The organism is Telluria beijingensis, from assembly GCF_030770395.1.
Taxonomy (GTDB): Bacteria; Pseudomonadota; Gammaproteobacteria; order Burkholderiales; family Burkholderiaceae_D; genus Telluria; species Telluria beijingensis.
The window spans coordinates 2,754,305-2,772,001 of the sequence record NZ_CP132480.1 but is presented as its reverse complement, the minus strand read 5'-3'; the positions used below and the strand labels follow the sequence as shown (position 1 = coordinate 2,772,001).

Below are 17,697 nucleotides of genomic sequence, written 5' to 3'. Positions count from 1 at the left end.
TCATGTAGAAATGTCGACTGACCAATTCATGTGAGCCAAACGAAAACAGCCCCGCACGCGGCGGGGCTGTTGGTTGGTTCAGGCCGGCTTATTTGGCCTGGTAGATCTTGTCGAACTCGCCGCCATCGTTGAAGTGGCGCTTCTGGGCCGCGGTCCAGCCGCCGAACACCTCGTCCACGGTGAACAGGCTGATCGGTTTGTAATTGGCGGCATATTTCTTCATGACGGCTTCCGAGCGCACGCGCATGAAGTGCTTGGCGCCGATTTCCTGGCCCTGTGGCGTGTACAGGAAGTTCAGGTAGGCCGTCGCCGGCTGGCGCAGCTTGAGGCGGTCGACCACCTTGTCGACCACGGCCACCGGCGACTCGGCCAGGATCGAGCTGGACGGGTAAACGACTTCGAAATCGTTGCCGAATTCCTGGCGCACCATGCTGACTTCGTTCTCGAAGGTCACCAGCACGTCGCCGATCTGGCGCTGGGTGAAGGTGGTGGTGGCCGCGCGACCGCCGCCATCGAGGATCGGCACGTTCTTGAAGATCTTGCCGACCAGCTCGCGTGCCTGGGCCTCGTTGCCGCCCTTCTTGATCACCGAGCCCCAGGCCGCCAGGTAGGTGTAGCGGCCATTGCCCGCGGTCTTGGGGTTGGGGATGACCACGGCCACGCCCTGGCGCGCCAGGTCCGGCCAGTCGCGCACCTGTTTCGGATTGCCCTTGCGCACCAGGAACACCATGGTCGAGTAGTAGGGCGCTGCATTGTTCGGGAACTTCTTGGCCCAGTCCTTTGCCACCAGGCCGCGCTCGGCCAGCATGTCGATGTCATTCGCCTGGTTCATGGTGACCACCGACGCCGCGAGGCCGTCGGCCACGGCGCGCGCCTGCTTGCTCGAGCCGCCGTGCGATTGCTTGATGGTCACGGCCTGGCCGGATTGCTGCTTGTAGGCGGCGATGAAGGCGGGATTCACTTCCTTGTAGAGTTCGCGCGCCACGTCGTAGGACACGTTCAGCAGTTCGGCGTCGGCCGCGCTGGCCTGCAGAGGCAGTGCACCGCCGGCGGCCAGGACCAGTGCCAGGAGGGAGCGGCGCAGCGTGTTCGGGGTGGTGTCGCGCATTGTTTTTTCTCGCTTTGGAAGTTGTAGTGACAGAGTGCATGTTCCCTAATCCACGCGACAAACGGAACGATAGTTTCGTCATATGGTTATGCGGCAGGCACGCTTGTCCGTGTCGCCAGCAGGGTCTCTTACTTTCGGTGTATAGTCGAGGCCGTGCGATGCCGCGTCATCGTTCGTTCATGACTGTTTTCAAATAGATGATTGATGTCCACGCGTATTGAAATCCGCAGGGCTGTCCCTGACGATGCAACGGCCGCCTGCACCCTGCTGCGCCGTTCGATCGAAGAGGGCTGCCGCGCCGACCACCAGGACCAGCCCAGCGTGCTCGACGCCTGGCTCGGCAACAAGACGCCGGCCAACGTCGTCACCTGGTTTGCTTCGCCCACCAATTATGCGATGGTCGCCGAGAGCGAAGGCGAACTGGTTGGCCTGACCCTGTTGACGCAAGCCGGCAAGGTAGCGCTGTGCTATGTGCTGCCGGAGGCCCTGCGCTGCGGCGTCGGCCGCGCGCTGCTCGATGCGGTGGAACGGCAGGCGCGGGACTGGAATATCAGCAAGCTGCACCTGCACAGCCCGGCCGGCGCCAGCCTGTTCTTCGAGCGTCACGGCTATATCAATGCCGGCAAGGAGAAAGCCTGCTTCGGCCTCGAGTGCGACCTGCTGTGGAAGCGGTTGGACGGCGCCTGCGATCCGGCGGCGCGCAAGCGCTTCTGCAACTGCGGCGAATAAATACGCGCGTCCTGCGCGTACTTGCAGCAAACCCGCAACAAACCGATAACATTTGCACGCTTCGTGAACACTTCTGCATGCTTGTCGGATACGCTATAGTACGGACTATCGCAATTGTCGAGTAACGGATCCGCACCCATGGCTTCACGCAGAGACTTTCTTCATCACAGCGCCCGCCTGGCCGCGCTGGGCGCCCTCGGGGCGCCGCTGGCCGCCGTCGCCACCGATCTCCAACCGCCGCCCGACCTGTTCGATTCGCAGGCGCTCGACCTGGATTTCTGGGTCAAGCCGCGCACGCTGTCCGTGACCCGTCCGGCCAGCGGCGAACGCGCGAGCGTGCTGTACTGGAAAGATGGCGAAGTCATCGATTCCGCCTACGAGCAGCTATGCCACCTGCTGCGCGACGTCAACGGCAAGGCCACCGCGAAGATCGATCCCAAGCTGCTCGAGATGCTGTGGAGCACCCAGGCCTTCATTGCCCGCTACGGCCTGCTGCAACCGCTCGAGATCCTGTCCGGCTACCGCTCGCCGGAATCCAACAAGCGCCTGCGCGAGGCGGGCATCCCGGCCGCGCGCCAGTCACTGCACATGGTGGGCAAGGCGGCCGACATCCGCATCGCCGGGCTGAACGAGGAAGTGCTCGGCGGCCTGATCAAGAGCTTCCGCGGCGGCGGGGTCGGCTACTACTACCGCTCCGGCCCGCGCGGCGGCTGGATCCATGCCGATACGGGGCTCGAGCGGTCCTGGAAGGGGTGACGGAGCCTGTTACCGATGCGTGCGAGCGTGTCCGGTAACTTGGGATAGTATGGTTGTCAAGTGCCGGGGCAGGCAACCCCGGCTGTCCCACGTCTTTTCCAAGGAGGCTGTGATGGCAACAATCAATGCACCAACCATGGACCGCCGGTCGATCCCCGACCGCCGCGTCAACGTCCACGCGCGCGAGCGCTCGGCCATGTCGGCCGTCGACTATATCGCAATGGCGCTCCTGATCATCGGCGGTCTCAACTGGGCGATGGTCGGCCTGTTCGAGGTCGACATGGTCGCGACGCTCTTCGGTCCCGAGACCGCGCTGACCCGCATCGTGTATGTGGTGGTGGGCCTGGCCGCGCTGTACTCGATCTATACCACGGCCAAGATGGCCAGCAGCAAGCGGCACTGAGTGTCGATTCGTGTTGGCCTGATTTCCGACACGCACGGTCTGCTGCGCCCGCAGGCGCTTGACTTCTTGCGGGGCAGCAGCCATATCGTTCATGCCGGCGACATCGTCGACCCGGCCATTCTCGACCGGCTCGCCGAAGTGGCGCCGCTCACGGCAGTGCGCGGCAATAACGACCACGGGGAGTGGGCGCAAGCCTTGCCCGAGACCGCCACGCTGAGCCTGGGCGGTATCACCATTCACATACTGCATGACCTCAAGGAACTCGCCATCGACCCGGCGGCGCAGGGCGTGCGCGTGGTCATTGCCGGCCATTCGCACAAGCCGGCCTGCGAGGAGCGTGGCGGCGTGCTCTACGTCAATCCTGGCAGCGCCGGACGGCGCCGTTTTACCTTGCCGGTGTCGGTCGGCGAACTGCTGGTCGGCCGCGGCCAGGTCGACGCACGGCTGCTCACGCTCGATGTGTCCTGAAGCTCATTTCGTCTCGCTGGACAGATAGCTGCGCAAGCCGTGGGTGACCACCATCGGCAATACGCTCGCATGGTCTTCGTCGGCGAACACGGTCAGGCGGGTGTGCAGGTTCTTGTGGCCGCGTCCCTTCAACAGCGCATCGAATTCGCGCAGGTCGGCCACCATGTCCGCATCCTCTTCCGAACGCGAGCGCTTCTTGCCTGGCGCCAGCGTCTCCAGGCTGCCGATGCCGAAGAACACGCTGGCCGGCAAATCCTTGTGACGCGCCGCATAAGCCTGTTCGCGATCGAACATGATGCCGGCATCGAACCACAGCGACGGGCTGCCGAGCACGTAGTGCTCGAAGCTGCGCGGCGCATCGAGCATCATCTGCAGGCCGAGCAGGCTGCCGTAGGAATGGCCCACGAAAATCTTGCGCGCCATGTCGGCGCGGTAGTGGCGTGCGATGAAGGGGAATACCTCGCCGGTCAGGTAGCGCCCATAGGCGGATGCCTCGCCGAAGGCGGGCGCCCGGCCCGGCATGTCGGAGCGGTAGGCATGCTTGCGCGGCGTGGTGGGCGTGTAGTCGCGGCGGCGGCTGAAGACGGCGGCATCGCCCTTGGCATACGACAGGCCGACGACGATGGCTTCTTCCATGTCCGCGTGCCGGCTCAGGCGCGAAGCGATATTGCGCACCACCGGAAACGCATAATCGGCGTCGACGACGAACACGACCGGGTAGCTACGCTTGCTGGTTGAATACGAATCCGGCAGGGCGACGAAGACCTGGTAGTCGCGCCCCAGGCTGCCGGCGCGCACGTCGCGCACTTCGGTATTGGCGAGGGTATAGGGAACTGGGGTGGCCGCGGCGGCCAGCGTGGAACAGGACAGGATAATAGCGGCGAGGACTGCTTTCACCTTCGAGACCTTTGTTGTTGTCGTTCAACATTGTCACACAGCTAGACGCAGCAGGAAAGTCCTAGCGGAGACCGCGCGCAGGCAGTCGAAATCCCGTAAGATACGGTCCGTTCCATCAACCGTGCAGCACATGACCCATCCGTCCGACCCGCCCCGCTTCAAACCCCGCCCCTGGACGCCGCTCGAGACGCCGCAGGACGTCGAACTCTGGATCGACGAACACAATGCCGCCATGCAAGAGCTGATCCGGCCCCAGGAGACCGGTGTGGGCATCTGCTTTACCCTGGCCCCGGGCGGCACCGTCCATATGCAGACCCTGGAGGATGCGATCGTGCTCGACGTCGACCAGGATGCAGCCTGGATCGCCCCCCTGATCACGGCCGCCACCGATGCTGAGCAGCCGCGCGGCCAGATCTGGGTGTTGCCGGACGATCGGCTGGTGCAGCTGATCCTGGGCCTGTCGATGCTGGTCGAGAGCACCACGCTGGTGACCGGCCACAACTTCGGCGCGGCCGGCCGCCGCGCCTGGTAATACGTCAGTAGGGCAAGCCCGTCACATCCAGCCGCAGCTGCCACACGGCGCCGGCGCCGGTGATGTACAGGGTCTTGCCATCGGCGCCGCCGAAGGCGACGTTGGTGACATTGGCATCGACGCGGATCGTGGCCAGCTCGCGCCCCTGCGGCGTGAACACGCGCACCCGCTTCGGCCCGTGTTCAGTCACATACAGGTTGCCATGGCAGTCGAGCGTCATGCCGTCGCCATTCTCGATGCCCTTGATCAGGTCGTGGCCCTGCTGCGGTACGCCATTCTTGATCGGATAGGCCCGCACCGCGCCGTCGCTCGCGTTCACGTACAGGATGTCGCCGTTCAGTGACAGCGCGATCCCGTTCGGATTCTTGCGCGTGCCGTCGACCAGCGTGACCGTGCCATCTGTGGCGATCCGGTAGATGCCGGTCACCGGCTGGCCGCCGGGCGCCGCGGCCTTCTGGTAATCCGGGTCGGTGAAATAGATCGTGCCGTCGGCCGCGATCGCGATATCGTTCGGCGAATTGAAGACCTGGCCCTGGTAGCGCGTGGCGATGCTCGCGCGCTTGCCGCTGGCGAGGTCATAGCGCGACATCGCCTTGTACTTGTGGGTCGCGGCGACCAGCGCGCCGCTGGCGTCGACTGCCAGGCCATTGCTGCCGGCATCCTCCAGTGCCGTGCTCACCGCGCCGTCGGGCGAGAACTTGCGTACGCGCGAAGGAAAGCCCTCGCCGAAGCTGAAATCCGAGAAATACAGTGCATCCTTGATCCATACCGGCCCCTCGTACAGCCCCGGCTCGCTGCGCGACGGCTTGATCGCGGCGATCCGCTCGGCCTTGAGTTCGCCCGAGGGCGGCTTGCCGCCGCACGTGGCGGCCAGCGCCCCGGCAGGCAGGGCGGCGGCCACGCCGGCGGCGAGCAGGGCGCGCCCAAGAAACAACGAAATCGGGGCAGGGCGGGAAGGTCGGGTCATCGGCATGGTCTCCTTGTCGGTATTTGGCCTGGCGCGGTGTTAACGCTATCATTTCAATCGGATCAATTGTATCCTGATCAAGAAAGCGATTGTAGCCCGTGGCGCCGATGGGCCGGCACGGCATTCGAACGAATAATTCTACGAGGAGACGTGAATGATCGACCTGAATCGGCGCGGCCTGGTGATGGCCGCGGGCGGCGTGCTGGCTGCGGGCGCGGTGGGTATGCCGGCCTGGGCCAATCCCGGGCGCAAGCTGGGCTATGCCATCGTCGGCCTGGGCGGCTATGGCCTGGGCCGCATCATCCCCCAGTTCAAGGAATGCCAGCACAGCCGACTGGTCGCGCTGGTCAGCGGCGATCCGGCCAAGGCGAAGAAGGTCGCGGCCGAATATGGCGTGCCCGAACGCGGCATCTACAACTACCAGAACTACGACAGCATCCGCGACAATCCGGACATCGACATCGTCTACATCTGCCTGCCCGTGTTCATGCATGCCGAATACACGGTCCGCGCGGCAGCGGCCGGCAAGCACGTGATGTGCGAAAAGCCGATGGCGGTCAGCGTGGCGGAGTGCGAGCAGATGATCGCCGCCTGCCGCAAGGCTGGCAAGAAACTGATGCTGGGCTACCGCTCGCGCTTCGAGCCGCACAACGTCGAGGCGATCCGCCTGGCGCGCAGCGGCGCCATCGGCAAGCTGCGCTACTTCCGTTCCGAGCACGGCTTCATCGCGCGCGACCCCAACACCTGGCGCATGAAGAAGGCCCAGTCGGGCGGCGGTTCGCTGATGGACATCGGCATCTATGCGCTGCAGGCGGCGCGCTACATGACGGGCGAGGAACCGACCGCCGTGTTTGCCAGGGAGACCACCGACCGCAATGACCCGCGCTTCCGCGAGGTGGAAGACATGATCGACTTCCAGCTCGAATTCCCGTCCGGCGTCATCGGTTCGTGCATGTCGATGTACAGCGCCAACCGCAACCAGTTCATCCTGATGGGCGACAAGGGCCGGATCGAACTGGAACCGGCCACCGCCTACAGCGGCCAGCGCATGTGGGTCGGCGGCGAGCGCAGCGACAAGACCCTGGTCACGCCGCCGCCGGGGCCGTACGCGAACCAGTGGGTGGGCCAGCTCGACCATATGTCGCAATGCGTGAAGGAAAATCGCGAGACCATCGTGCCGGGAGAAGAAGGCTTGCGCGACATCCGCATCATCGAGGCCGTCTACCGCTCGGCGCGCGAACAGAAACGAATCGTCATAAGCTAGTCACCGACCGTGTTTTTCGGTTATAAAGGGCCATTAACCGTGGTTCGGGGTGAAGTTAGATGGTCGAGGTAGTAACAAGGAAGGGGCGGCGCCGGTTTGCGCTCGCAGCCGTGGCGGCGGCATTTGCCGCCAGCGGGATGTCTGGCGCGCAGGCGGCGGACCTGATGGACGAGGCAAGGGCGCGCGGCGCCCTGCGCATCGCCGTCGAAGGCACTTATCCCCCCTTTAATTTCAAGGATCCGAAAACCGGCAACCTGACCGGCTACGACATCGAGGTCGCGCGCCTGGTGGCCAGCCGGCTCAAGCTCAAGCCGCAATTCGTGCTCACCGAATGGAGCGCCGTCTTGCCGGCGGTGTCATCCGGCAAGGTTGACGCGGCCATCAGCCAGGTGATCATCACGCCGGAGCGCGAGCGGGCCTACGATTTTTCCATCCCCTATACCTACTCGGGCTTCCAGCTGATCGTGCGCATGAACGAGCGCGCCACGTACCGCCACCTGGACGACCTCAAGGGGCGCCGGCTGGGCGTGCGCCAGGGCAGCGTGTTCGAACAGCGGGCAAAGGAGGTTGCGGGCATCGTGGTCAAGAGCTATCCGGCGGTGCCCGAGAACCTGCAAGACCTGGCCTTCGGCCGCATCGACGCGTCGCTCGACGACAGCCTGATGGTGAGTTATCTGCTGAAGAATTCGGCGCTGCCGATCAAGGCCGGGCCGCGGGTGGGCAAGGTGGTGCGCATCGGGGTGGCTTTCCGCAAGAACAGTCCGCGATTCAAGGCAGCGGTCGACACGGCATTGGCCGAGGCGCGCCGCGATGGCAGCCTGCGCCGCCTGTCGCTCAAGTGGTTCGGCGTGGACGCCAGCAGCGCCGCGCGCTAGCCAGCGAGCGCGCATGAAAAAGCGCGGCCCGCACTGCGGGCCGCGCCATGCGTGGCCGATGGCCACATCAACGGTTCTTGTCCTGCTTGCCGTCCCAGCCGCGCGTCTGGTCCATCTGCTGGGCGGCGTTGCCCAGCGACCCCCGGTTACGACTGTCGAGGTCGGCATTCAGGTCGTCCAGTGCGGGCGTTCCGCCCGATGCATGCTGGCCGCCTTGTTGCTGGTTCTGCCGTTGTCCGCCGGCGCTCTGCTGGTTGCCGACGTCTTGCTGCTTGCCGCTACCCTGCTGTTGGCCGGACTGCTGGCCAATGGATTGCTTCTGATTATCGCGATCCTGCTGCTTGCCGGCTTGTTGCTGTTTGCCAGCGCTCTGTTGATTACCGGCACTTTGGCCGGCCCGGTTGGCTGCCGATCCCATCTCATCGATGTCGGGATAATTCGGCGCTTTGTCTCCATGTCCTTTGTTTTCAGCCATATTGGCCTCCTGGTTCGGGTGTCTGGAAGACCCATGCTACGCCGATCGCGGCCCCTGCCAATCGGAGGATTGGCGGAGGCCGCGTAGGAAAACTCGGACAAAGTCAGCAGTAAAAGCGGAAGTCAGCGGGACGCCGGGAGGAGGCCCTGCTGGCGCAGGAAGGCCTGGACTTCGCTGAAGATGGCGACCTGCTGTTCAGGGTTGAAACCGCCATGGCCGCCACCCTTGACTGTGTGCAAGACGTTGTTCACGCCTGCCTTGTCGAGCGCGCTCTTGAGGCGCACACCATGGGCATAGGGCACCAGCTTGTCGTCATCGCCGTGGATTGTGAACACGGCCGGGCCGCCGGCGCGCACGTGGCTCAAGGGCGACAAGTCTTTCGCGAGCGCGGCGCGTCCCGGCAGGCTGCCGAACCAGGCCACCGCATACGAGCGGGTGTTCGGGCCCTGCAGCATGTCGGCCACGTCGGTGATGCCATACCAGTTGACGACCGCCTTCACCTTCGGCGCGGCGTTCCTGTATGGGCCGCTCCAGGTCGGTTCGGTCGAGGCGCACTGGTTTGCGAACGGGGAATCGCCCGGAATCATGGCCGTGGCCAGCGCCAGGTGGCCGCCGGCCGAATCGCCGGTGGTGACGACCCGGTCCAGGTCGAAGCGGTAACGCTCGGCATTGCGTCCGACCCATTGCAACGCGCACAGCGTGTCTTCGACCGCGGCCGGGGCCAGCGCCACGTTCGCCAGCCGGTATTGCACATTGACGACGGCAAAGCCCATCTGCAGATAGGGCAGCATCGACAGCGTGCGGCCCTCGCGGCTGCCCGCGACCCAGCCGCCGCCGTGGAAATTGATCACCACGGGCAGGCGCGCCTTCTGGTCGCGCCAGGGCCAGTACACATCCAGCTTGAGGTCCTGGCCGCTCGCGCGCAGGTAGGTGATATTGGTGTCCGCCGCCGTCTCGTGGCCCAGCAGGACGGCGTTGCGCAGGGCGGCGTCGTCCTGGGCCGCGGCGTGCGAGGCCACAGCCAGCAGGCAGGCGGCCGCCACGGCGCGCAAACGGATGTGCAAGGTGGTGGTCGCCATCGGCCGCTCCTTACATGTTCGGATAGTTGGGGCCGCCGCCGCCTTCCGGCGTGACCCAGACGATGTTCTGGGTCGGATCCTTGATGTCGCAGGTTTTACAGTGCACGCAGTTCTGGGCATTGATCTGCAGCCGGTCGCCGCCATCCTCGCGCTTGACGAACTCGTAGACCCCGGCCGGACAGTAACGCTGTTCCGGGCCGGCGTACTTGGCCAGGTTGACGTCGACCGGCACGCTCGGGTTCTTGAGCGTCAGGTGCACCGGCTCGTCCTCGCGGTGGTTGGTGTTCGAGATGAATACCGACGACAGCTTGTCGAAGGTCAGCTTGCCGTCCGGTTTCGGATAGGCGATCGGCTTGTAGTGCGAAGCAGGCTTCAGGCATTCGTGGTCGGCATGCTTGTGGTGCAGGGTCCAGGGCGCCTTGCCGCGGAACACGATCTGGTCGATGCCGGTCATGATCGTGCCCAGGATCAGGCCCTTGCTCATCCACGGCTTGAAGTTGCGCGCGATATGCAGTTCTTCATGCAGCCACGATTTCTCGAAGGCGGCCGGGAAGGCGGCCAGCTCGTCCGCCTGGCGGCCTTCGCCCAGCGCCGCAAATGCGGCCTCGGCGGCCAGCATGCCGGTCTTGATCGCGGCGTGGCTGCCCTTGATGCGGCTGGTGTTCAGGAAGCCGGCGTCGCAGCCGATGAGAACACCGCCCGGGAACACGGTCTTCGGCAAGGATTGCAAACCCCCGGCCGTGATCGCGCGCGCGCCATAGGAGATGCGCTTGCCGCCTTCGAAGAAGCCGCGGATGTCCGGGTGCGTCTTGTAGCGCTGGAATTCTTCGTACGGCGACAGATAGGGGTTCTGGTAGGACAGGCCCACCACATAGCCGACCGCGACCAGGTTGTTTTCCAGGTGGTACAGGAAGGAGCCGCCATAGGTGTCGTTCGGCAGTGGCCAGCCGGCCGTATGGATCACCAGGCCCGGCTGGTGCTTGGCCGGGTCGATTTCCCACAATTCCTTGATGCCGATGCCGTAGGTTTGCGGGTCCTTGCCCTTGTTCAGGTCGTATTTCGCCATCAGCTGGCGGCCCAGGTGGCCGCGCGAGCCTTCGGCGAAGAAGGTGTATTTGGCGTGCAATTCCATGCCGAGCTGGAAGTCCGCGCCCGGCTCGCCTTCGCGGTTGACGCCCATATTGCCGGTGGCCACGCCCTTGACCGAACCGTCTTCGTTGTACAGGATCTCGGCGGCCGGGAAGCCGGGGAAGATTTCCACGCCCAGCGCTTCGGCCTGCTGGCCCAGCCAGCGCACCACGTTGGCGAGCGAGACGATGTAGTTGCCGTGGTTTTGCAGGGCAGGCGGGATGGCGAACACGGGCGTCGAGAACGATTTGGTCTCGGTCAGGAACATCACGCGGTCCTCAAGGACGGCGGTGTTCAGCGGTGCGCCTTTTTCTTTCCAGTCCGGAATCAGTTCGTTCAGTGCGCGCGGATCCATCACCGCGCCCGACAGGATGTGGGCGCCGAGTTCGCCGCCTTTTTCCAGTACGCAGACCGACACTTCCCGGTCCTGTTCCGCTGCGAGCTGCTTGAGCCGGATCGCCGCGGACAAGCCGGCAGGGCCGCCGCCGACGATCACGACGTCGTATTCCATGGCTTCGCGCGGTCCGTATTGTTCGATGAGGTTGCTTGTCTCTGTCATGGTTTCTTGTAGGCTCTCAGTGGAGCGATCTATAAAATAGCACGAGTGTGCGGGTTTTTATCGATGAATGCAATATGGCGGCCATTGTAAAGGCAATATTAGTTGGGGCAATCTAATACTCGGCATTTGTGGGATCATTATGCTTTCGCAGCGAGGTGATGCGACAGCAGCCGGGGAGCCAGACGTGGGGATTGAAGTCAACTTCGAAGGAAAGATTGCAATGGTCACCGGCGCCTCGAGCGGGCTCGGTGCGCGTTTCGCGAAGGCGCTGGCCGGGGCCGGGGCCCAGGTCGTGCTGGCCTCGCGTCGGGTCGAACGCCTCAAGGAATTGCGGGCCGAGATCGAGGCCGACGGCGGCGCTGCCCACGTGGTGCGCCTCGACGTCACCGACCTGGGCAGCATCAAGGCGGCCATCGCCCATGCCGAGACAGAGGCTGGGCCGATCGATATCCTGGTGAATAACTCCGGCGTGTCGTCGACCCAGCGCCTGCTGGATGTCGGCGAGGACGACTACGGTTACATCATGGACACCAATCTGCGCGGCGCCTTCTTCATGGCCCAGCAGACCGCCAAGCGCATGATCGCGCGCGCCAAGGGCGACCCGCGCAAGCAGCACCGCATCGTCAATATCGCCTCGGTCGCCGGCCTGCGGGTGCTGCCGCGCATCGGCGTGTATTGCATGAGCAAGGCCGGCGTGGTGCAGATGACCAAGGCAATGGCGGTGGAGTGGGGTAAATATGGCATCAATGTCAACGCGATCTGCCCTGGCTATATCGCCACCGATTCGAACGAAGATTATTTCGACACCGAACCCGGCCGCAAGCTGATCGAGATGTTGCCGCGCAAGCGCCCGGGCAAGCCGGAAGACCTCGACGGGCTCCTGCTGCTGCTGGCGGCGGAAGAAGCCCATTTCATCAACGGCGCCATCATCACGGCCGACGACGGCATGACGGCGCAATAATTTTATAAAGCTGAGACAGGTAATGAGTAGCAAGAAGTGGGTTCACACCATGCGCATGCCGATTCGCTGGGGCGATATGGATGCCATGGGGCATGTCAATAACACGAATTATTTCCGCTACATCGAGTCGGCGCGGATTGCCTGGCTGGAGCAGGTCGGCGGGCTGCCGGATGCGCGCGGCGAGGGGCCGGTGATCGTCAATGCCTCGATGAATTTCCTCAAGCAGCTGACCTATCCGGCGGATATCGAGGTGCGCACCTTCGTGTCGCCGCCGGGGCGTTCCAGTGTCGAGGTATCGCACGAGATCCGCCTGGTCGATGCCGAAGGCCAGCCGGGAGAACTGCATGCTGAAGGCGCGGCCAAGGTGGTGTGGGTCGATTTCACGGTGGGCAAGTCAGCGCCGTTGCCGGAAGTGTTGCGAGCTGCAACAGCCGTTAGATAGCGCACATCGAATTAACGACACGCAAAGTCTCAGCGCGCTTTCATCTGGTGTATCCTTGTAAACGATAGCGGGTACGCTCCACAAATTGTGCATTTGGAAACATTGCACTGCAAATTTAGAGAAGTGATGGAAGATTGTCTGAAGTTTAAATATTCACATGAGGATATTATCCGCTTATTTGAGGACGGCGAGATAGTTTCTATATGTGAGACTGCAGCTTTTCAGAGATTGAAAGGCATCTCCTTTTTAGGGGCAGTTGAGAGAACTCCAGCATATTCAAAACGTAGGCATAATCGGTTTGATCATAGTATTGGGGTTGCATTGCTTGCCCAGCATTATGCAAAGAAATTAGGATTTGCGGCGGTTGATAGAATTAAGATCGTTGCAGCAGCATTGCTTCATGATATTGGCCATGCGCCGTTGTCGCACTCTATTGAGCCTTTGTTTGTAGAAAGGTTTGGGCTAGATCATCATATTGCAACTGAGAATATTCTAAAGGGCAAAGTTGCGATTGGTCGAGGGGTGAGTTCTGCGCTAGCTGGATTCAAGATAGATGTCGATGAAATTATAAATTTAATATCCTGTGGCGATACATCTTCACGAGGAAGAATCTTCTCTTCTCCAATTAATGTTGATACAATTGAGGCTATTTGGCGGGGAGGGAGTTATGTTAGGAAGCAGTTTTTTAATCCAATCTCTGTGTTGGACGCATTTATTGATTGTGACTTTGATTCGACCTCAATTGTTGACAGGTTCTGGAGTGAGAAGGATGCTTTCTATTGGTTAATGATCTATAGTAAGGATGGAGTTGCTGCTGACTATTGGGCGCGTAATAGAATCGGTTCATGTAAAAATCTTTCGCCGGATGATTTCTATTTAACTGAGCGACATTTTTTAAATAAATTTGCGGCTGCCACTAACGAGGGGCATGATTCTATCGAGGTGGACATCAAAGTACGCAAATTTGAAGTTGACACTCTGGAGAAAGTATCATCTTACGATTCGCTTTCGAGGCGATATAAGGTTGTAAAATTTAAGAAATCAATACTTTTGCACCCACCTTCAAGAAAATTAAAAATATCTTCTTTAACAAAGTCTCTCATTTAAGCTATGGAATATATTCAAACTGCTAAAGAGCACTCGTTGCAAAAAATCAATGCGCTAAGAGGGGTGTTGGCGAGTGAAGATCCTACTTTTTCGATTGTCGTAGGTGGCTCTTTGGCTCGTGGCGAGGCGTCTGATGAGTCCGATATCGACTATTTTTTCTTTGGAGATGACCAAGCAAGTGTAAACCGGGCGACTGAATTTCTTCGGTCGAAGGAGTCTGACATTGCGAGGATAGTAGGGAAAGCACCATCAGCCGACGGAGCGTTCGGTGCCGGAGGTTGTGAGACAAGATTAGCGTTGTTGACGGATATTGGCGGTAACGCTGATGAGAATTCAAAGATTACGAGGCGTATTTTATTTTTGCTTGAGGGCGCTTGGCTGACCTCTGAGCCCACCTTCACGCAGTATCGTCGTGAAGTGTTGATGAGGTATGTTTCGGAACATATCGCCGCGCCTCATTTAACTCGTTTTTTGTTGAATGATGTAATTCGTTACTATCGAACTATTTGTGTGGATTTCGAATTCAAGACAGTAGAAAAGCAGAAAGAATGGGGGTTGCGCTACATTAAGCTTCGATATTCTCGCCAGTTTTTATACTTTAGTGGAATCATGGCAATAGCGCAGACGGTCGGGCTAACTCCAACTGCAAAGGTTGAGCGGTTGATGGAGTTGTTTGAGCAAACACCAATTGAGCGCGTCAGGACTATATGTGGATCTAATGCGGATTCTGCACTGGCCTTATATGACAATTTTTTGGAAAAAATTTCCTCCCCAGAAATGCGTCGAGAGTTAAATTCCGTTACGCAAAATAGTGTTACTCATACTCATGCATTTAAGGAGTTGCAGAGTAAAGGGCGAGAATTTACAGATGAGCTGTCAAAGATTTTGAATGGGACATATGGCTCCCGACACCCAATCCACCGAGCTCTTGCATTCTAAATATTGAACGCCTGGTTATCATTGATTTCATGTTTCAATTTCCACCGATGAGTCTGTGAACTAATTCCACTGACGTCGATGCCGCAAACTTGCGCATCAGGCTGGCCCGGTGCATCTCCACCGTACGCGGGCTGAGGTCGGTTTCGCGCGCAATGATCTTGCTGGTCTTTCCTTCGACAAGAAGTGCCGCGATTTCACGCTCGCGCGGCGTCAGCTCCGCCGTCACCGGACGCTTCTCGCTCACGTCCTCGAAGGTCCATACGCCGGCGCCCAGCGGCTCCAGCGGATTCAATGCCCGGCCCGTCACATGGCACCAGAACAGCTCGCCATTGGCGCGACGCATGATGCGCTCGTCCGAATAGCGTCCTCTGGAATTCATGATGGGGATGATGCGGTCGCCGGTGCGCAGGAACTCGTCCATGGTCGGATACAGCACGCTGAACGACTGCCCATCCAGCTTGCCGTCGGCATAGCCGAACATGGCCGCCAGCGCGCCGTTGCAGGTCTGGATCACCCGGTCGACCGAGACACACATGCCGACTGGCGCATGCTGGAAGATCATCTCGTAATCGATGGCGCAAGGCGGATTCTTCTGAGGTAGATCGACAGCAGTGTTCATTCGCGGTGGTATGGATAAAGGAGGGCCGTAGTTCTACGGTATTGTGCACGGGTTATGATTATTCTATGCTGAGAGTCTACTCAGTAGTACAGAAGAGCTTTGGCTTAACCTATAAAAGGGACGGGTATGAATAAAGTTTATCCTGACGCGCGTTCGGCACTGGCCGGCATCGTTCAAGACGGCCAGACCATCGCCGTGGGCGGCTTCGGCCTGTGCGGCATTCCGGAAGCCCTGATCGCGGCATTGCGCGATTCGGGCGTCAAGAGCCTGACCGCCATTTCCAACAACGCCGGCGTGGATGGCTTCGGCCTCGGCCAGTTGCTGGAAACGCGCCAGATCAAGAAGATGATTTCGTCGTATGTCGGCGAGAACAAGGAATTCGCGCGCCAGTTCCTGGCCGGCGAACTCGAACTCGAATTCACGCCGCAGGGCACCCTGGCCGAGAAACTGCGCGCCGGTGGCGCCGGCATCCCGGCCTTCTTCACCAAGACCGGCTATGGCACCATCGTGGCCGATGGCAAAGAGACGCGCGAGTTCAACGGCGAGCACTACGTGATGGAGCACGCGCTGTTCCCCGACGTATCGCTGGTCAAGGCCTATATGGCCGACCGCGCCGGCAACCTGGTGTTCCGCAAGACCGCGCGCAACTTCAATCCGAACGTGGCCATGGCAGGCAAGGTCTGTATCGTGGAAGTCGAGAAACTGGTCGAGATCGGCGAGATCGATCCGGACCAGGTGCACCTGGCCAGCATCTTCGTGCACCGCATCGTCCACAATCCGACGCCCGAGAAGCGCATCGAACAGCGCACCGTGCGCGCTTGAACCCATATATTCGGAGACTACAACATGGCATGGACTCGTGATGAAATGGCCGCGCGCGCGGCCCGGGAGCTGCAGGACGGCTTCTATGTGAACCTGGGCATCGGCTTGCCGACCCTGGTCGCCAATTATGTACCCAAGGATATCGAAGTCTTCCTGCAGTCCGAGAATGGCCTGCTGGGCATCGGCCCGTTCCCTACCGAAGCAGAAGTCGACGCCGACCTGATCAACGCCGGCAAGCAGACCGTGACTGCGCTACCGGGCGCCGCCTATTTCAGCTCGGCCGATTCCTTCGGCATGATCCGCGGCGGCAAGATCAACCTGGCGATCCTGGGCGCGATGCAGGTGTCGGAACACGGCGACCTGGCCAACTGGATGATCCCGGGCAAAATGGTAAAAGGCATGGGTGGCGCGATGGACCTGGTCGCCGGCGTCAAGCGCGTGGTGGTCGTGATGGAACACGTCGCCACCGCCAAGGACGGCTCCACCAGCCACAAGATCCTGAAGAAATGCGACCTGCCGCTGACCGGCGTGGGCGTGGTCGACCGCATCATCACCGACCTCGGCGTGATCGACGTGACCGACACCGGCCTCAAGGTGGTCGAACTGGCGCCGGGCGTGAGCCGTGACGAGCTCGTGGCGGTCACCGGCTGCGAACTGGACACGTCGGCGCTGTAAGCGCTGCACGGCCTGTCATGACAAAGGGCGCTGGATTCCAGCGCCCTTTGTCGTTGCTGCGGTCCGATTGACGTTCAATCCATCTTCCAGTCGTAGATGATCGGAATCCAGGCGCGGACCGGCTTCCCCTTGTCGGTCAGCGGTTTCCTGAAGGTGCATTGCGAAATCGCGCTGCGGACCGCTTCGTCGAGCGAGGCGTCGCCGCTCGAGGTATAGATCCGCGAACTGACCACCTTGCCGTTGGGATCGACCAGGAAGCCGACGGTCGATGTGCCCTCGATCTTCCTGGCGGCGGCCTCTGGAGGATAAACCGGCCGCTGGCAAGTGGCGAAGTCGATGATTGGCTGCTGCGCCGCGTCTGGCGCTGGAGCGGCCGGTTCCGAGACCGGCGCCTGCGCGCAACCGGCCAGGACGACGACGGCCAGGCCCAGCGCCGCAGGCATGCGGATAGTCAGCGCCGTCATTCCGGCACCCACGCGTATTTCAGCTCAGTCCATTGCTCCTTCGGCGCACCGTTCACGGTACCCGGCTGGAACCTGCACTTGGCGAGCGCCGCGCGCGCCGTTTCGTCCAGCGAGGCGTTGCCGCTGGTCTTGCGCACCACCGCTTCGCGCACCGTGCCGTCGGCGCGCACCAGGAAGGCGAGGTTGACCGTGCCTTCGGCCTTGGCGGCCAGCGCTTGCGCCGGATACACCGGCTTGCGGCACGATTTAAAATTCACGACCGGTTCGGTGGTGACACTGTCCGGCATCTCGGCGAAGGGATTGACCGGCGCCGTCTGGGTGCAGCCGGCCAGGACCATGGTCGCCAGTCCCATGGCGAGGACCGATGTGCCATGGTGTCCGGACTGGCGTGCAGGGGCGGGGATGCGCTCCTTGAATCGCATTACTCT

22 protein-coding genes are annotated in these 17,697 nt (G+C 61.4%); 13 read left to right on the top strand and 9 right to left on the bottom strand.

Annotated features, from left to right (window positions below):
• Positions 1-88: 88 nt before the first annotated feature.
• Entirely contained in the window at positions 89-1,108 is a 1,020-nt protein-coding gene (locus tag Q9246_RS12380) for a sulfate ABC transporter substrate-binding protein (RefSeq protein ID WP_306397840.1), read from the bottom strand.
• Between the two features lie 204 nt (positions 1,109-1,312).
• Between Q9246_RS12380 and Q9246_RS12375 the strand changes: the two genes are divergently transcribed.
• The 4 genes from Q9246_RS12375 to Q9246_RS12360 all read left to right on the top strand — a co-directional run bounded on the left by Q9246_RS12375 (position 1,313) and on the right by Q9246_RS12360 (position 3,464).
• A complete protein-coding gene (locus Q9246_RS12375; protein WP_306397839.1) occupies positions 1,313-1,837 on the top strand; it encodes a GNAT family N-acetyltransferase in 525 nt (174 codons plus the stop codon).
• Positions 1,838-1,975: 138 nt separating this feature from the next.
• Positions 1,976-2,593, top strand: a complete 618-nt coding sequence (locus Q9246_RS12370; RefSeq protein WP_306397838.1) for a YcbK family protein — start codon at positions 1,976-1,978, stop codon at positions 2,591-2,593.
• 112 nt (positions 2,594-2,705) lie between these two features.
• On the top strand, positions 2,706-2,996 hold the full coding sequence (locus Q9246_RS12365) for a DUF378 domain-containing protein (protein ID WP_306397837.1): 291 nt from the start codon (positions 2,706-2,708) through the stop codon (positions 2,994-2,996).
• A gap of 6 nt (positions 2,997-3,002) precedes the next feature.
• Complete coding sequence (locus tag Q9246_RS12360) at positions 3,003-3,464, top strand: metallophosphoesterase family protein (protein WP_306398161.1); 462 nt, start codon at positions 3,003-3,005, stop codon at positions 3,462-3,464.
• 3 nt (positions 3,465-3,467) lie between these two features.
• On the opposite strand, the gene Q9246_RS12355 is transcribed toward Q9246_RS12360, so the two are convergent.
• The gene (locus Q9246_RS12355) at positions 3,468-4,361 is read right to left on the bottom strand and encodes an alpha/beta hydrolase (protein ID WP_306397836.1); all 894 of its coding nucleotides are present in this window, start codon (positions 4,359-4,361) and stop codon (positions 3,468-3,470) included.
• Positions 4,362-4,491: 130 nt separating this feature from the next.
• On the opposite strand from Q9246_RS12355, the gene Q9246_RS12350 reads away from it, so the two are divergent.
• Positions 4,492-4,893, top strand: coding sequence for a hypothetical protein (locus Q9246_RS12350; RefSeq protein WP_306397835.1), 402 nt, complete (start codon positions 4,492-4,494; stop codon positions 4,891-4,893).
• A 4-nt stretch (positions 4,894-4,897) separates the two neighbouring features.
• Here the strand turns inward: Q9246_RS12350 and Q9246_RS12345 are convergent, their stop codons facing one another.
• Positions 4,898-5,860 (bottom strand): SMP-30/gluconolactonase/LRE family protein, encoded by a 963-nt coding sequence (locus Q9246_RS12345; protein ID WP_306397834.1) that lies wholly within the window; start codon positions 5,858-5,860, stop codon positions 4,898-4,900.
• A gap of 154 nt (positions 5,861-6,014) precedes the next feature.
• Here Q9246_RS12345 and Q9246_RS12340 point away from each other — a divergent pair, with 154 nt between their 5' ends.
• Together Q9246_RS12340 and Q9246_RS12335 are read left to right on the top strand one after the other, a co-directional pair.
• A complete protein-coding gene (locus Q9246_RS12340) occupies positions 6,015-7,124 on the top strand; it encodes a Gfo/Idh/MocA family protein (RefSeq protein ID WP_306397833.1) in 1,110 nt (369 codons plus the stop codon).
• A 59-nt stretch (positions 7,125-7,183) separates the two neighbouring features.
• Complete coding sequence (locus tag Q9246_RS12335; RefSeq protein ID WP_306397832.1) at positions 7,184-7,999, top strand: transporter substrate-binding domain-containing protein; 816 nt, start codon at positions 7,184-7,186, stop codon at positions 7,997-7,999.
• 67 nt (positions 8,000-8,066) lie between these two features.
• Here Q9246_RS12335 and Q9246_RS12330 read toward each other — a convergent pair whose 3' ends face one another.
• From Q9246_RS12330 to Q9246_RS12320, 3 genes are all read right to left on the bottom strand, one after another.
• Positions 8,067-8,474, bottom strand: coding sequence for a hypothetical protein (locus Q9246_RS12330; RefSeq protein WP_306397831.1), 408 nt, complete (start codon positions 8,472-8,474; stop codon positions 8,067-8,069).
• Between the two features lie 122 nt (positions 8,475-8,596).
• Positions 8,597-9,553, bottom strand: coding sequence for an alpha/beta hydrolase (locus tag Q9246_RS12325; protein WP_306397830.1), 957 nt, complete (start codon positions 9,551-9,553; stop codon positions 8,597-8,599).
• 10 nt (positions 9,554-9,563) lie between these two features.
• A complete protein-coding gene (locus tag Q9246_RS12320) occupies positions 9,564-11,240 on the bottom strand; it encodes an electron transfer flavoprotein-ubiquinone oxidoreductase (RefSeq protein WP_306397829.1) in 1,677 nt (558 codons plus the stop codon).
• A 184-nt stretch (positions 11,241-11,424) separates the two neighbouring features.
• Here Q9246_RS12320 and Q9246_RS12315 point away from each other — a divergent pair, with 184 nt between their 5' ends.
• The 4 genes from Q9246_RS12315 to Q9246_RS12300 all read left to right on the top strand — a co-directional run bounded on the left by Q9246_RS12315 (position 11,425) and on the right by Q9246_RS12300 (position 14,689).
• Positions 11,425-12,201: an SDR family oxidoreductase gene (locus Q9246_RS12315; protein ID WP_071362404.1), complete on the top strand. Its 777-nt coding sequence runs from the start codon at positions 11,425-11,427 to the stop codon at positions 12,199-12,201.
• Positions 12,202-12,223: 22 nt separating this feature from the next.
• Positions 12,224-12,643: an acyl-CoA thioesterase gene (locus tag Q9246_RS12310; RefSeq protein ID WP_306397828.1), complete on the top strand. Its 420-nt coding sequence runs from the start codon at positions 12,224-12,226 to the stop codon at positions 12,641-12,643.
• 126 nt (positions 12,644-12,769) lie between these two features.
• The gene (locus Q9246_RS12305; RefSeq protein WP_306397827.1) at positions 12,770-13,750 is read left to right on the top strand and encodes an HD domain-containing protein; all 981 of its coding nucleotides are present in this window, start codon (positions 12,770-12,772) and stop codon (positions 13,748-13,750) included.
• Between the two features lie 3 nt (positions 13,751-13,753).
• A complete protein-coding gene (locus tag Q9246_RS12300) occupies positions 13,754-14,689 on the top strand; it encodes a nucleotidyltransferase domain-containing protein (RefSeq protein ID WP_306397826.1) in 936 nt (311 codons plus the stop codon).
• Between the two features lie 34 nt (positions 14,690-14,723).
• On the opposite strand, the gene Q9246_RS12295 is transcribed toward Q9246_RS12300, so the two are convergent.
• The gene (locus Q9246_RS12295; protein ID WP_306397825.1) at positions 14,724-15,308 is read right to left on the bottom strand and encodes a PAS and helix-turn-helix domain-containing protein; all 585 of its coding nucleotides are present in this window, start codon (positions 15,306-15,308) and stop codon (positions 14,724-14,726) included.
• A gap of 126 nt (positions 15,309-15,434) precedes the next feature.
• Here Q9246_RS12295 and Q9246_RS12290 point away from each other — a divergent pair, with 126 nt between their 5' ends.
• Positions 15,435-16,130 carry a CoA transferase subunit A gene (locus tag Q9246_RS12290; RefSeq protein WP_306397824.1) on the top strand — a complete coding sequence of 232 codons (696 nt, stop codon included), beginning with the start codon at positions 15,435-15,437 and terminating at the stop codon, positions 16,128-16,130.
• A gap of 24 nt (positions 16,131-16,154) precedes the next feature.
• Positions 16,155-16,805, top strand: a complete 651-nt coding sequence (locus Q9246_RS12285; RefSeq protein ID WP_306397823.1) for a 3-oxoacid CoA-transferase subunit B — start codon at positions 16,155-16,157, stop codon at positions 16,803-16,805.
• 74 nt (positions 16,806-16,879) lie between these two features.
• Here the strand turns inward: Q9246_RS12285 and Q9246_RS12280 are convergent, their stop codons facing one another.
• Positions 16,880-17,269: an energy transducer TonB gene (locus Q9246_RS12280; RefSeq protein ID WP_306397822.1), complete on the bottom strand. Its 390-nt coding sequence runs from the start codon at positions 17,267-17,269 to the stop codon at positions 16,880-16,882.
• Positions 17,266-17,691 (bottom strand): energy transducer TonB, encoded by a 426-nt coding sequence (locus tag Q9246_RS12275; RefSeq protein ID WP_306397821.1) that lies wholly within the window; start codon positions 17,689-17,691, stop codon positions 17,266-17,268. Before Q9246_RS12275 ends, Q9246_RS12280 begins: the two co-directional genes overlap by 4 nt.
• Positions 17,692-17,697 lie beyond the last annotated feature (6 nt).